Consider the following 12,922-nt stretch of genomic DNA (forward strand, 5'->3'; position numbering starts at 1 on the left):
GCGCGCTCCTGCGCTAAGGTCGCTCTGTACGGCCCATCTGCCGCCAGTTCCATGGGGGCATTGGATCTTCGTCCCTCCACAAGCCGACCCGCTTGGCTTTCGCTTCGAATTCGGCAAACTCGTATTGCCCGCGTTCTTCGGCGGTCTGCTCTCGCGAATAGGCGCGATACCACCAGGCCATGCCAAGCGTGACCATGGCCAGGCCCACATCGAGCGTCTTGCGGCCGGCTGGCGCGGAGGCTGGCGCCACCATCACCTTGCAGACGCTGCGGCCGTAGCGGTCGACCTTCGGGCAGTCGAGCTGGGCCTCCTTCATGTAGACGAGATCCGACAGCGCTTCCTTGGATCGCTGGCCGAACGGCTGCTTCCTCTCGGGCGCGTCGATGCCATTGAAGCGCACCTTGATCTGTTCGTAGTCGCCCGCGGCGCCGCAGCGCGCGGTGATGGTGTCGCCATCGCTGACGCCGACCACCAAGCATGTGCGCGGCTCCGCCGCTTGGGCCAGCACCGGCAGTGATAACAGGCCGGCCAGAAGGAGAGGGCGGAGCACCCTCACTGCAGCGAGACCTCGCTGCCGTCGGCGGCCACCATTACGCCGGGCGTGCCTTCGGAGATCTCGATCGGCACGCCCATGTGGACACTGCAGTCGGTCTTCGGGCCGCCAATGCCCGTGCGACGGGACTCCGCGTATTCCTTGTGCTGGGCCGGCGTGAGGATGAACTTTTGAGGGTAAGCGTTGCCGTGCGCTTTCCAATGCTTGATCAGCGCGTCGGTCATCGGGAGAAAAAGGGTTGCCATCGTCTTCTGCTCAGGCCGCTGAGCGCTCGCGCAGGATCTCGACAGGGCCGATTCCGTCGTAGACGATCTCATTGGTCTTCAGGGAGGTGACGGTCCAGCGGTCGCCAGGCGTCACCTTGTAGTCGCCTAGTGCCAGCGGCAGTTCGCGGTCTTCGTGCACCTTGCGGCCCAGCCAGGATGGCGTGCGCAGGATGGTGGCGGGCTCAGGAAAGAATTCAGTTTGGCTCATGACTTATTGTCGAGGCTGCTTGCACCAGCTCGAGGGAAAGCGCCGGCGGAAGGTTATGGGCCTCGCAGAACCAGACTTGATAGCACCAGCGTCCGTCGACCAGTTCGGTCCCAGCGAAGCTGATGGTGTCATTTGCACATGCGACCACTTCGGGGCGCCAGAGGATGCCAAGGGGCGGCGGTATGGTGTCTGGACGCGCCTCCCACAGCCCGAGTTGCATTCTTCCTTCCACGTCCCGCAGCGTCAGCATTCCGCACGCCCATGGCTGATCAACGAACTCCCGCTTGCTGAGCTGGGTTCCGCCGCGGTAGCGGCGCCTCATCTTTACTCTCACGTGAATGCCAACGTCGATTCAGGCGGGGCCATACACCGAGCGGATGTGGTCTCCGGCGTTGCCATAGGCTTTGTCACCGTAGCGGTCGCCAATTGCTGCGCACAGGTCGACCACGCCATAGGCGAACTCCATCTGCACATCGTCGAGCCGGTCCCCCGGCTTGATGATGCCGAGATCTGCCGCGAGGTCGGTGAATGCACCCTCGGGATCGCGCGCAGGGTCTTCCTGCTCTTCGTGGTTCTCAAAATATTTGGCCACGATTGCTTCGGGAGGTTGATCGCCGACCACTCGTGACAGCGTCCAGCCGATCTCGTGCACTGCTTCCAGGTCGCAGTGACCTTCGACAAGCCGATTCCACTCTGAAGCGAACGCATTGACCCATTCGTGAGGGGCCAGCTTGGGGGAGGGTTCAGTCATGGTGAACTCCGGAAGGCATTGGATGGATATTCAGTATTTGGCAGGGCTGGTCGCCCGTCAATTTGTTGCTCAAGGTCGTCTCCCGCGCACATCCAACAACGTGCAGTCCCACTCCTGTACGCACCAGCACAGCTCGGGCGTAATTTCCCAGCCCATAAAGCGGATCACGTCCCCCGAGACCTCCGTCACCCTGGCTTCAAAAAGCTCGGGGCCCGGCAAGCAAGGTCCTGGGTGGCCCTGCCGAGGCTCCAAATTGATCGTGAGGTACGGCACTTGCCGGTCCCAGACCATCTTTCGCATGGTCGTCAGATCGCCAGTGAACCCCTCGGTTTTCCGGAAGCGGGCGATGAAACGGCCCGCCTGCCGGCGCAGCTCAACTCGGACTCTCATGCTGGATGAATATACAGTAAATTGGGCTACACAGCGACGTGGACAGCGGCGGGCCGCCGCGCCCAAAATGCGCCATGTGCTCCCACTACCAAGCCGAAAAGCGACGCCGCCAGCTGGAAAAATTCGGCATCAAGCTGCCGCCCGACTGGGTGCCGCCGCCGGGCGGCATGCACATCTATCCAACTCAGATGGCGCCGTTTATCCGTCGGCCGCCCGAGCGCGAATCAGGCGACGACGCCGTGCCGGATCTGGAGATGGTCGACGGGCACTTCGGCCTGTTGCCTGGCTTCGCCAAGGACGTGAAGTACGGCCTGCGGACGTACAACGCTCGCACCGAGACGGTCGCTCAGCTGGCCAGCTTCAAGAACGCATGGGCGAAGCCGCGGCACTGCATCATTCCTTGCGAGGCGATCTATGAGCCGGATTGGCGGACTGGCAAAGCCATCCCGACGCGGTTCACTGCCGCCAACGACGACGCGATTGGCGTGGCCGGCCTGTGGTCGCCGTGGAAGAACCCGGCGACGGGTGAGTGGGAGTCGAGCTTCACGATGCTCACGATCAACGCCGATACGCATCCGCTGTTCATGCATATGCACCGGCCGGACCCGAAGCGGCCGCCTCACATGCAGGATAAGCGCATGGTCGTGATTCTGCCGCCCGCGCAGTTCGAACCGTGGCTGGATGCGACGCCGCAGGAATCGTTCGAATTCATGCGGGAGTATCCGGCCGAGCTGTTGACGATGACTCCCGAGCCATTGCCGCCGAAAGAGAAGAAGGCTGCGGCCGCGCCGAAGGCCTCACCACCAGAGCAGCCGTCGCTCCTGTAAGCCCTGGCTAAAGTGGGATGCCGATTGGAGGCAGGTCTTCATCCTCTCCGTCTGCGCGCGGGCCGATGCGCTCGTCTGACACGTACCGCAGCAGCGCTGCCGAGCCGGCCTGAAACGCGTCGATCCACATCTCGGTGGGCGCATCGGCCGATTCGAGTTCTACCCATTGGCTGGCGTCGTCGCCTTCTTCCATGAGCACCCAGAAGAAGTGCCCAGGATCCGGCTCGTCGACGTGGACAGCGATCCGCCGGAGGTGGCTCATTTGGTTCTGCCGGCCAGGTATTCGCGCACCGCGTCGGCGGAGTTGCCGACGGCCTTCACGGCGTCGCGCAACTGGGTCTCCGAGCACTTCAGCGATTCGGTCCACGAGCGCACCTCGTGAGGCTCTTCAAGCGAGATCAGCTTGCGGTCAAGCCCGGTCTTTTTAGTATCGTCTGCCATTTTGTGTCTCCAGGTGATCGCGCGGAAGGCCCGTCGCATTACCAAGATGACAGCATTGATGAGCCGGAGCCATGCCGGTTTACCGCCTTTTCCTGACAGTGGCTCTCCTACGCCGGCCGCTCCAGCAAGGTCAGGAAAAGACCATCGCCAGAACCACGAGGAACGCCAAGAGAAGTACGACGCCAAGCTCGCTGACTAACGTGAAGCCGAGGGCGACGAAACGCGGCAAGCTGCCGGCAAATGCTCGCAATCGGTCTGCCGACGGGTGGCCGCGGGGAAACATCGCCGCGGCGACAAGGCAGCTGATGATGACCAGCCCGGCGAGCACCAGCGCTCCGGCCGCACACGCCAGCAGAAGCCCGAACACAGGGAAGTAGTTCATCGCCAGTGCAATGCTACGCGTATCCGGTCAAGTAGAGCTTCGGACTTACAACCAGCCGGCGGATTCCGGAGCAGCGTGGCTGCATGCTCAAGCTGGACGAACTTCGACCTATGCTGCTCGACGAGAGGCCGCTCGACTTGGAGGCGCCGGGGTGGATTTGCGAAATCAAGTTCGATGGCTACCGGCTGCTCGCGGAACTGGATGACGGTGTGCGGTTGATCACGCGCAACGGGGCTGACGCGACGAAGTGGTTTCCCGAGGTGGCGGCGAGCTTGGCCAAAGTGCAGGACGGCCCGTATGTGATCGACGGTGAGGTCTGCGTGCTCGATGACCGAGGCCGGAGCGATTTCAACCTGCTGCACGAGCGCGCTCGCCGGCGGCGCCGGTATGCGGGTGGGCCCGATGTCGTCTATTGCGTGTTCGACCTGCTGATGAACCGAGGTGTTGACGTGACACAGCAGCCGCTGGTCAAGCGCAAGGCCGCGCTGGCCAAGCTATTCAAGCGCCCGCTGCCATCGATCATGTACGTCGGGCACTTCGAGGGCAAGGATGCGGCACGCATCTTCGAGGATGCGGTCGTCCCAATGAAGCTCGAGGGATTGGTGGCGAAGAGGGCGGCCAGCTTCTATCAGCCGGGCGTGCGCTCAAGCGACTGGGTGAAGGTGAAGCGGAAGGGCGCAGTACCGGCTGAGCGGTTCAAGCGCTGACGCAGCGCTGCACATTCGACGAAGCGACGCTGAGGGTGTCGCCGGTCGAGGATCCGGCTGCGGCGCCGGTGACACCAGCTTGAGGGCGCGTCGGACCAACTGCTATTTGAGAATCAAAATTCCGCCTTTGCCGTACCGCAGCACCATTGAATCAGATTCGAAAGAGAACTTGGGCTCTTCTTCTTTGGATGATAGGGATGTGTACGAAATCATCGTAAACAGGCTGCAGGCGGTCCGGTCACAGGCGTAGTACCACGCTTCCACCTGTTCGATGCCGGGTCCTCGTGAACCGTAGAAGCCGTAGATCTTGCCGAAATCTCTGGGGGCGTTTGCCACGGCTTCTTCGCGCATTGCTGAGTCGGCGTAAGACTTCGCAAACCATGCCTTCGCAGCACTGACGTTCCGAAACTCTATAGGCGCGTTAAGGGCGCTGGCGCTTGTTGCGACAGCCACCAAGAGGAGGGCGGCTATTCGAAGCAGTCGGCTTCTTTGCATGTCTTGAGTACTCGCGTGTTGCAAGAAGTACAGCATAGCGTGCGCCGGTCTTCGGCTTCGGGTTTGGGCTGCCGGGCAGACCACTGGATATGAGACGCGTCGCATATCTCGTCTCATATTCGAGCGCAATGAAAAAAGCCCGCTATCAGGTCGATAGCGGGCTTTCCCGCATTACTGCGCTTGTTGGTGGTGGGCCCTGAGTGACTCGAACACTCGACCTACGGATTAAGAGTCCGCTGCTCTACCAACTGAGCTAAGAGCCCTTGCGCTCAAAACGTTGTGCGTTTTTAGGCAAGACCGCAAGTATAGCGTAAAAATTCTGGTGCTCAACGATTTTGTACGGGGCGGCGGTACGATTCGTCATCATCGACGGGCCTGCCCTCAACCAAGGAGATTTCCATGATCGACACCATCACCGACATGCGCCATGTCGTGATCACCGGCGCCGCAGGTGCGCTGGGCCGGGCGGTGGCCCAGCACTTTATCGAGCAGGGCGCCCGCCTTGCGCTGATCGATCACCGCGCCGACCGTCTGGCCGAGGTCTTCCCAGGCTTGGACAATTCGCAGCACTTGCTGCTCGAAGGCGACGTGACCTCGCCATCCGACATGTCCGACCTGGCCACCCAGGCGCTCAAGGCTTTTGGCCGTATCGACGCGCTGGTCCACATTGCCGGGGGCTTCGAGATGGGCGAGGCAACCCATGCGCTCTCACGTGCAAGCTGGGACCGCATGATGAACCTCAACGCGTGGTCCTTCGTTGCGGTCACGCAGGCGGTGTTGCCTTCGATGATCGAGCGCGGCGCGGGGCGCATCGTTGCCGTAACCGCCAAGGTGGCGGCGCGCGGCCTGCCCGCCATGGCCGCGTACATCGCGTCGAAGAGCGCGCTGCAGCGTCTGGTGGAAGCCATGGCGGCCGAGGCCGCGCCGCATGGCGTGTGCGTGAACAGCGTTGCGCCCAGCGTGCTCGACACGCCGGCCAACCGCCAGGCCATGCCTGATGCGAACCCGGCGGAATGGGTGTCGACTTCAGTCGCTGCGCAAACCATCGCCTTTCTTGCATCGCCCGCCGCTGCTGCGTTGCATGGGCAGCATCTCGCGCTCGATACCTGAAGCGCGGCATCTGATCCAAGAATGAACAAACGCCCTGGCGCAATGCCAGGGCGTTTTGCTTTGCGCCGCCGCAAAGGCACGCGCTGCCGAGGGCAGGCGCTTTGTCATGGGTGCGGTCGGCGGGAGCGGGGCGATTGTCTCCCTCCAGAAGGTGCGCATCGCTCATGTGCGCAGGCGGCGCAATTTCTACAGTGACTCCACGGCAAAACGCTGCTGGTCCGCTCCGGTCCACAGGCTGCGCCGGTTGGCTACCTCACTGGGGACACGCATGGAACCGCTCGAAACGCTGCCGAGAAGCTTCACGAACCTGCTGCGGGAAGACACAGGCAAGTCGTTCATGGAGTTTGCGCTGATTGGTGCGCTGGTGGTGGTGGTGTGTCTTCTCCTGCTGCTTGCGGTACAGCGCAGCGCCTGAAGTGCCACAGACCCTCTTCATACGGAGCACAGACCCATGACGGAATTCGAAGCCTTTCTCGATCTTCTGATGTTGCTTGCATCGGACTTCCGCATGGGCGGGCTCTTCGTTCTGCTCGTAATGGCCGCGGTCAGCGACGTGCGCTTCTATCGCATTCCCAATTGGCTCACGTTCGGCGGCATGGTGTTCGCGCTCATCTACGGCACCTTCGCAGCGCGTACGCCGATGGCTGGCGCAATGAACGCCCTGGGCGGGCTAGGCACCGGCTTCGCGATCATGCTGCCGTTCTATGTGCTGAGGATCATGGGCGCGGGCGACGTCAAGCTGATGGCGATGGTCGGCGCCTTTCTCGGACCCTACCAGACGCTGCAGGCCATCCTGTTCACCTGCATTGCCGGCGGCTTTGCGGCCGTGGCGGTGGCCATTCACCGGCGCCGGCTCGGCCACATGCTGGCCAACGTCAAGGGGGCAGCGGAGGGAATCCTCGTCTCGGGCCTTGCCGGCATCCGGCCGGACGGAACGATCGACGCGCGGCAATCCATCGGAAAGCTGCCTTACGGCATCTGCATTTGCGTGGGGACGATTGCACAGGTCCTGGCGCATCAGTTGGGCTTTGTCTAGCCCGTCCCATCCTTCATCCATCCATCCACGGCGGAGATTCGCATGAAAAACATCAAGGCGCTCGGGCTGCTTCTGCTGGCCCTCCTGACCGGCCTGGCGGCCGCGGTCTACGCAGCGGGCTGGGTTTCCCGGCAGGGCGGAATCGCTTCCAACAAAGTGGTGGTCGCCGCTGTCGACATCGAGCTGGGCAGCCGGGTCAACCCGCAGATGCTCTCGCTGGTCGACTGGCCAAGCGGCTCGTTGCCGCCAGGTTCGTTCACGGATGCCAAGTCGCTCGAAGACCGCGTGGTCAAGGTCGGCGTGTTGCGCGGCGAGGCCATCCTGGAGGGCAAGCTTGCGCCCGTCGGCACCCAGGGCGGGCTCTCGGCGGTCATTGCAAGCGGCAAGCGCGCCATGACCGTGCGGGTCAACGACGTGGTCGGCGTGGCGGGCTTTGCGCTGCCGGGCAATTACGTCGACGTGATGGTCAATGCGCAGCAGGACAAGAACAGCGGCGAAGAGGGACGCCAGATCAGCAAGACAGTGCTCGAAAAAGTGCTGGTGCTGGCCGTGGCGCAAGAGGCCAACCGCGACGACACCAAGCCCAAGGTGGTCAGCGCCGTCACGCTGGAGCTCTCGCTCGAAGATTCCGAAAAGCTCGACCTGGCCCGCAGCGTGGGAACCCTCTCGCTGGTGCTGCGCAACCAGATGGACAAGACCACGGTCGCCACCGCTGGCATCACCAAGGGCCAGCTGTTCGGCGAGAAGGAGATTTTGCCGATTGCCACCACGGTGGCAGCGCAGCCGGCCCCGGTGCGGGTGGCGCGTACCGCCCCGGTGGCGCTGCGGCAATCGGAGTGCGTGGAAGTGATCCAGCACGCAGCCCGCTCGCTCAACTGCTTCTGATCACCCTGTCCGGAGGAACCACAAGTGCAATATCTCTCTTCTTCACCCGCCTGGCTGTTGGCGGCGCTCACAGCCCTGGCGATGCCCGGGTTTGCCGCGGAGATCGCAGCCCCGGCTCCGGCACCTGCTGCGGCGCAATCGGCGACCGCGCCGGCCGCCGCACCTGCCACGCGCCGCTGCACGGCCATCATTCCCGATGACCAGCCCACCTACGCGGTGCTGGGCAAGTCGGTAGTCATTCCGCTCAAGGCCCGGGTGGCGCGCATCGTGGTCAGCGGGCAGCCGCCGAACCGCGCGCCGGCTGCAGCCGCTGCGGCTCCGGCAGGGCAGGCCGCACCGGCGGCGCCCACTGCCGCAAATGCAGGCGACGGCGTGGCCGATGTCGACGTGATGCTGCTGAGCCCCAACGATCTCTTCTTTCGCGGACGGCAGGCCGGCTCGATGAACGTGGTACTGCAAAGCGCCGACGGCACCTGCTACATCAAGGACGTCATCGTCACCATCGACCCGGGCGCACTTCAGTCGAAGCTGGCCGAGTTGATGCCTGAAGAGAGCCGCATCCGCGTGCGCAGTGCAGAAAAATCGATCGTGCTCACCGGCGAGATCAGCGATGCGCTCAAGCTCGACGACGTGATGAGCCTGGCCATGGCCTACGGCGCCGATGGCAAGAAGGTCGTGAACCTGCTGCGGGTTACAGCGCCGCAACAGGTCATGCTCGAAGTGAAGATTGCCGAAATCAGCAAGACGCTGCTCGACCGGCTGGGCGCACGTGTCGGCCTGAGCCGCACAGGCGGCGGCGGGCGCGACAGCTACTCGCTGATTTCCAGCTTCCTGAGCGGCGGCGGAGGCCTGATCGAGGCACTGAGGATCGGCCGCACGTCGATCGGCATCGATGGCCAGAAGGACGATGGCCTGGTGCGCATCCTGGCGGAGCCCAACATCATGGCCATCAGCGGCCAGCAGGCGAGCTTCCTGTCGGGCGGAAAAATCTTCATTCCGGTTGCGCAGAGTGCCGCCGGCGGCGGCGGAACGAACATCACGCTCGAAGAAAAAGAGTTCGGCATCGGGGTCAAGTTCACCCCCACCGTGCTCAACGGCGGCCGAGTCAATCTCAAGATGATTTCCGAAGTGTCGGACCTCTCGCAGACCGGCTCGCCATTTACCACAGTGACCGGCGTCACCGCCGTGCTGCCCTCGCTGACGGTGCGGCGCGCCGACACCACCGTTCAGCTCAACGACGGCCAGAGCTTCGTCATTGCGGGGCTCATCAAGAGCAATGTCACCGAGTCGATCAAGCGCTACCCCGGGCTGGGCGAAGTGCCGGTGATGGGCGCGTTGTTCCGCAGCACCGAGTTCCAGAACGACCAGACGGAACTGATGTTCGTGATTACGCCGCGCCTGGTTCGGCCGCTGGCCGAGGTGCCCCGCGTTCCGACCGACAACCACGTCGTTCCGAGCCGCGCCGAGGTCTACCTGAACGGCAGCCTCGAAAGCGCCACCCCGGCACCGGCCGCACCCGCCGGCAACACCCAATGACACCCGCGAGGAGCACCACCATGTTCATCAAGTCGACCACTCTCGCACTCGCGCTGCTCCTGGGCGCCGGATGCTCACACGTCACGCCCAACTACGACGCGCGCTTTGGCGATGCGGTGCGCGACGCCAGGAAGAAGATGACCCTCAATCCCGACGCGGGCAAGGACGGGAACCCGATTGCCGGCATGGACGGCCGCTCGGCGGGCGAGTCCATGAAGCAGTACCACGAGTCGTACAAGGCGCCGCCTCCGGCGGTGAACGTCATCAACATCGGCGGTGCGATTGGCGGTGGAGCCAAGTAACCGCTGCTTGCATTACCAACCCCGTTCTGAAAGGAGCGCGCCACGAACTGCAACAACTCATTCTCCCAACCTGCTTGACGAACCAACGAAATCCATTCGTTCATTTCAAAATTTTTAAGGAAGAACTCATGAACAACGTCCTGACGGCCATTGGCCAATACACCCGCAACTTTCTGCGCGACGACGATGGAGCCCAAGTCATCGAGTACGCGCTGATCATTGCGGTCGTCTCGATCGCCCTGGTTGTTGCCTTGAAGGGGCTTACCGCAAATGGCGGCGGCTTCTCGACCTTCATCGCAACAGTGACCAAGTGCCTCACGACGACCACTTGCCCCTGAGCAACTCGAGGGCGAAGCGGGCAGAACGTTGCCCGCTTCCGCTGTTCCCACCGTCCATTCAATCCAGAAACGAGGTACTCACCATGTTCAAGTCATTCCTGAAGGACGAGAGCGGCGCTCAAGTCATCGAATACGCGCTGATCATCGCCGTCGTCTCCATCGCGCTGGTTGTTGCACTGAAGGTGCTCACCGCCAACGGAGGCAGCTTCTCTACCTTCATCACCAACGTAGGCGACTGCCTCAAGGGGACCGGACCCTGCGCATAAACGGCTGGAGGTGGGCGGCTTGTTTACCCGCTGCTCACCCTTCAAGCGGCATTCAGTAAAAAAAAGCGAGGTACTCATCATGTTCAAGTCATTCCTCTGGGAGGAAACCGGCGCCCAGGTGGTGGAGTACGCACTGCTCATTGCGGTGATCTCGATCCTGCTGATCATCGCACTGCAGCCACTGGCAACAGGCACCGGTCTGAGCGACGTCGTCGATCGCGTTTTCATCTGTCTCGCCGGCGTGGACTGCGACTGAAGCGTCGAGCTTTTCCGAACCGACACCACCGCATAGGAAGCCGATCATGCAAGCCCAAACTCCCGGCCGGCGCCAACGCGGCGCGATGATCATTACTACTGCATTGGTCCTGCTGTTTCTCCTCGGATTCATGGGCATTGCATTGGACTTCGGCCATCTGTTCGTCGTCAGGACAGAGTTGCAGACCGCTGTGGACAGCTGCGCATTGGCTGCCGCGCGCGAGCTCGACCAGCAGGGCACCGCAATCACGCGGGCCCAGAGCGCGGGCCAGACCGCGGGCAACGCGAACCGGGTCAACATGCAATCTGCCACCTGGAGCGGGCAGGGCCAGCTGATCGTCGCCGACATCACTTTTCGCGACGCCTCCTATGCGCCTACAGTCAACTCCGCGGTCGCTACTTATGCGCAGTGCGTGCACACGCAGCCCAACATCGCCATCTGGCTCATGAAGGCCATGGGCGCCTTCTCCGGCAACGCCGCCGCCTATCCAGCGACTGGCAGTGTCCTGGCCAGCGCAGTGGCCACACGCGCCAGTGCACAAACCACCTGCCCGATCCCCGTCGCACTCAAGCCGAAGGCAGGAGGCGTAGCACCGAACTACGGGCTCAACGTCGGCGACTGGGTCAAGCTCATCCAGGCGCAGAACGCATCTGCCGGCGGCGAGATCGGCTGGGCCAATCTCGACGGCAGCAACAGCGCGTCGGAAACCGAATCCGAACTCGACAACCACTGCGGAACGAAGGTAGGCGACAAGCTAGGCACCCCCGGTGTGCAAACCTCGGTGGTCGACGTGTGGAACCAGCGCTTCGGCATCTACAAGAACAGCGGCGATCCGAGCGTGCAACGGCCGGACTACACGGGCTACGCCTATACCGCGGCCACCTGGCCCGCCCAGTCCAACGCCTTCGGCGACTTTCAGGCCAAGCGCGCTGCCTTTGCCTCCTGTGCCGCCACCGGCAAGGTGAAGGACTGCGAAGACCTCACCGGACTCTCGCTCAACAGCTTCCAGAAGCTGGCCGCGTCAGGCAACGTTGCCGGAGGCCACAAGCAGTATGGCCTCGACCGGCGCATCGTCACGGTTCCGGTGATCGACGGCAGCGGGCGGGTGGTCGACTACGCCTGCATGCTGATGCTGCAGCCACTGACCATTCCCATGAGCGACACATGGCTGGAGTTCCGCGGCAACGCCGGTGCAGCCGGCAGCCCTTGCACAACGAGCGGGCTCGCCGGTGGTACGGCGGGGCCGCTGGTACCCGTTCTGGTGAGGTGAAGCGATGAAAAGAATTTCGAACCACAGGCAGCGCGGCGCCGCGCTGATCGAGTTGGCGCTCATCACGCCGCTTCTGCTGCTGCTCACGTTCATCACGACCGAGTTCGGCCGGGCAATGTACGAATACAACCTGGTCGTCAAGTCGACACGGGACGCAGTTCGCTACCTGTCGGTCCAGACGCCGGGCACCCACATCACCGAGGCGCGCAACCTGATGGTGTTCGGCAACATTGCCGGCACCGGCACCCCGCTTGCGCGTGGCCTGAGCCTTTCGAATGTGCCTGCAGGCACCTGCTGCACCTGGCAGGCAGCGGGGGCGAGCCCGCTCATCACTACCGTGACGGTGCGCATCAGCAGCTACAGCTTCCATTCGCTCTTTCCGTCGGTGATGGGCGTGGTGTTTGCCAATGCGAACGGCAACATCGTTTTCAGCGACATCACCGCCACCATGAGGGCTCCGTCATGAGACACCGCACATCAGGGGCAACCACCGTCGAGTTTGCCCTGGGCCTGCTCATCTTTCTCATGCTGCTGCTGGGCATTGTGGACTTTGCACGCATGCTGTTCACGTGGAGCATGGCCAGCGAGGCCACGCGCGCCGGCGCGCGCTACGCGGTGGTGTGCGACGACACCGCCCAGCAGGCGGTGGTGCTGGCCCGCATGCAGGCCTTGCTGCCGCAGATTACCGCGGTGAGCGTGGCCTGGACGCCGGCGAGCTGCACGGCCGCCACCTGCCAGGGCGTCACGGTGGGCATTACCGGACTCAACTACCAATGGATTTCGCCCATCGTCGGGGCGGCCGCGCCGCTGATCCCGATGCCGAGTTTTTCGACCTTCCTGCCGCGCGAAGTCATGCGCAAGGACCCTCACAGCCCGACCATCTGCTCGTAGTGCGAAACGGAA

Annotated in this window: 22 protein-coding genes and 1 tRNA gene; 14 read left to right on the forward strand and 9 right to left on the reverse strand. The window is 63.1% G+C overall.

Translation table 11 applies throughout. The annotated features are described in order from the left end of the window. Positions 1-13: 13 nt before the first annotated feature. The 4 genes from J2X67_RS03275 to J2X67_RS03290 form a co-directional block, all read right to left on the reverse strand. On the reverse strand, positions 14-523 hold the full coding sequence (locus J2X67_RS03275) for a thermonuclease family protein (RefSeq protein WP_409050459.1): 510 nt from the start codon (positions 521-523) through the stop codon (positions 14-16). A gap of 29 nt (positions 524-552) precedes the next feature. Next, positions 553-798, reverse strand: coding sequence for a hypothetical protein (locus J2X67_RS03280; RefSeq protein WP_309950501.1), 246 nt, complete (start codon positions 796-798; stop codon positions 553-555). A 10-nt stretch (positions 799-808) separates the two neighbouring features. Next, a complete protein-coding gene (locus J2X67_RS03285) occupies positions 809-1,027 on the reverse strand; it encodes a hypothetical protein (RefSeq protein ID WP_309950503.1) in 219 nt (72 codons plus the stop codon). A 352-nt stretch (positions 1,028-1,379) separates the two neighbouring features. Beyond that, positions 1,380-1,778 carry a hypothetical protein gene (locus tag J2X67_RS03290; protein ID WP_309950504.1) on the reverse strand — a complete coding sequence of 133 codons (399 nt, stop codon included), beginning with the start codon at positions 1,776-1,778 and terminating at the stop codon, positions 1,380-1,382. A gap of 464 nt (positions 1,779-2,242) precedes the next feature. On the opposite strand from J2X67_RS03290, the gene J2X67_RS03295 reads away from it, so the two are divergent. Further along, positions 2,243-2,995 carry an SOS response-associated peptidase family protein gene (locus tag J2X67_RS03295; RefSeq protein WP_309950505.1) on the forward strand — a complete coding sequence of 251 codons (753 nt, stop codon included), beginning with the start codon at positions 2,243-2,245 and terminating at the stop codon, positions 2,993-2,995. Positions 2,996-3,002: 7 nt separating this feature from the next. Here J2X67_RS03295 and J2X67_RS03300 read toward each other — a convergent pair whose 3' ends face one another. The 3 genes from J2X67_RS03300 to J2X67_RS03310 all read right to left on the reverse strand — a co-directional run bounded on the left by J2X67_RS03300 (position 3,003) and on the right by J2X67_RS03310 (position 3,818). Next, positions 3,003-3,257 carry a hypothetical protein gene (locus tag J2X67_RS03300; RefSeq protein WP_309950506.1) on the reverse strand — a complete coding sequence of 85 codons (255 nt, stop codon included), beginning with the start codon at positions 3,255-3,257 and terminating at the stop codon, positions 3,003-3,005. Next, positions 3,254-3,436, reverse strand: a complete 183-nt coding sequence (locus J2X67_RS03305; RefSeq protein WP_309950508.1) for a DUF3606 domain-containing protein — start codon at positions 3,434-3,436, stop codon at positions 3,254-3,256. The genes J2X67_RS03300 and J2X67_RS03305 overlap by 4 nt, the downstream gene beginning before the upstream one ends. A 130-nt stretch (positions 3,437-3,566) precedes the next feature. Continuing rightward, complete coding sequence (locus tag J2X67_RS03310) at positions 3,567-3,818, reverse strand: hypothetical protein (protein WP_309950510.1); 252 nt, start codon at positions 3,816-3,818, stop codon at positions 3,567-3,569. A gap of 83 nt (positions 3,819-3,901) precedes the next feature. Here J2X67_RS03310 and J2X67_RS03315 point away from each other — a divergent pair, with 83 nt between their 5' ends. Next, the gene (locus tag J2X67_RS03315; RefSeq protein WP_309950511.1) at positions 3,902-4,525 is read left to right on the forward strand and encodes an RNA ligase family protein; all 624 of its coding nucleotides are present in this window, start codon (positions 3,902-3,904) and stop codon (positions 4,523-4,525) included. Positions 4,526-4,627: 102 nt separating this feature from the next. Here the strand turns inward: J2X67_RS03315 and J2X67_RS03320 are convergent, their stop codons facing one another. Together J2X67_RS03320 and J2X67_RS03325 are read right to left on the reverse strand one after the other, a co-directional pair. Beyond that, positions 4,628-5,056, reverse strand: coding sequence for a hypothetical protein (locus tag J2X67_RS03320; protein WP_309950513.1), 429 nt, complete (start codon positions 5,054-5,056; stop codon positions 4,628-4,630). Between the two features lie 151 nt (positions 5,057-5,207). Continuing rightward, positions 5,208-5,283, reverse strand: a tRNA-Lys gene (locus J2X67_RS03325). Between the two features lie 136 nt (positions 5,284-5,419). Here J2X67_RS03325 and J2X67_RS03330 point away from each other — a divergent pair. The 12 genes from J2X67_RS03330 (at position 5,420) to J2X67_RS03385 (ending at position 12,910) form a co-directional block, all read left to right on the forward strand. Next, positions 5,420-6,130: an SDR family NAD(P)-dependent oxidoreductase gene (locus tag J2X67_RS03330; RefSeq protein ID WP_309950515.1), complete on the forward strand. Its 711-nt coding sequence runs from the start codon at positions 5,420-5,422 to the stop codon at positions 6,128-6,130. Positions 6,131-6,398: 268 nt separating this feature from the next. Then, positions 6,399-6,545, forward strand: coding sequence for a hypothetical protein (locus tag J2X67_RS03335; RefSeq protein WP_309950517.1), 147 nt, complete (start codon positions 6,399-6,401; stop codon positions 6,543-6,545). Between the two features lie 36 nt (positions 6,546-6,581). Beyond that, complete coding sequence (locus tag J2X67_RS03340; RefSeq protein WP_309950519.1) at positions 6,582-7,166, forward strand: prepilin peptidase; 585 nt, start codon at positions 6,582-6,584, stop codon at positions 7,164-7,166. Between the two features lie 42 nt (positions 7,167-7,208). Further along, positions 7,209-8,051 carry a Flp pilus assembly protein CpaB gene (gene cpaB / locus J2X67_RS03345; protein ID WP_309950520.1) on the forward strand — a complete coding sequence of 281 codons (843 nt, stop codon included), beginning with the start codon at positions 7,209-7,211 and terminating at the stop codon, positions 8,049-8,051. Between the two features lie 24 nt (positions 8,052-8,075). Beyond that, positions 8,076-9,587 (forward strand): type II and III secretion system protein family protein, encoded by a 1,512-nt coding sequence (locus J2X67_RS03350; RefSeq protein WP_309950522.1) that lies wholly within the window; start codon positions 8,076-8,078, stop codon positions 9,585-9,587. 20 nt (positions 9,588-9,607) lie between these two features. Further along, complete coding sequence (locus J2X67_RS03355; protein ID WP_309950523.1) at positions 9,608-9,889, forward strand: hypothetical protein; 282 nt, start codon at positions 9,608-9,610, stop codon at positions 9,887-9,889. 128 nt (positions 9,890-10,017) lie between these two features. Then, on the forward strand, positions 10,018-10,227 hold the full coding sequence (locus J2X67_RS03360) for a Flp family type IVb pilin (RefSeq protein ID WP_309950524.1): 210 nt from the start codon (positions 10,018-10,020) through the stop codon (positions 10,225-10,227). Between the two features lie 83 nt (positions 10,228-10,310). Then, positions 10,311-10,493 carry a Flp family type IVb pilin gene (locus J2X67_RS03365; RefSeq protein WP_309950525.1) on the forward strand — a complete coding sequence of 61 codons (183 nt, stop codon included), beginning with the start codon at positions 10,311-10,313 and terminating at the stop codon, positions 10,491-10,493. A gap of 79 nt (positions 10,494-10,572) precedes the next feature. Next, a complete protein-coding gene (locus J2X67_RS03370; protein ID WP_309950527.1) occupies positions 10,573-10,749 on the forward strand; it encodes a Flp family type IVb pilin in 177 nt (58 codons plus the stop codon). Between the two features lie 46 nt (positions 10,750-10,795). Further along, the gene (locus J2X67_RS03375; protein WP_309950528.1) at positions 10,796-12,019 is read left to right on the forward strand and encodes a pilus assembly protein; all 1,224 of its coding nucleotides are present in this window, start codon (positions 10,796-10,798) and stop codon (positions 12,017-12,019) included. Between the two features lie 4 nt (positions 12,020-12,023). Continuing rightward, positions 12,024-12,485: a TadE/TadG family type IV pilus assembly protein gene (locus J2X67_RS03380; RefSeq protein ID WP_309950529.1), complete on the forward strand. Its 462-nt coding sequence runs from the start codon at positions 12,024-12,026 to the stop codon at positions 12,483-12,485. Further along, positions 12,482-12,910, forward strand: a complete 429-nt coding sequence (locus tag J2X67_RS03385; RefSeq protein ID WP_309950530.1) for a TadE/TadG family type IV pilus assembly protein — start codon at positions 12,482-12,484, stop codon at positions 12,908-12,910. Before J2X67_RS03380 ends, J2X67_RS03385 begins: the two co-directional genes overlap by 4 nt. Positions 12,911-12,922: the final 12 nt, after the last annotated feature.

The organism is Variovorax sp. 3319, from assembly GCF_031456585.1.
GTDB classification, from domain to species: domain Bacteria; phylum Pseudomonadota; class Gammaproteobacteria; order Burkholderiales; family Burkholderiaceae_C; genus Variovorax; species Variovorax paradoxus_P.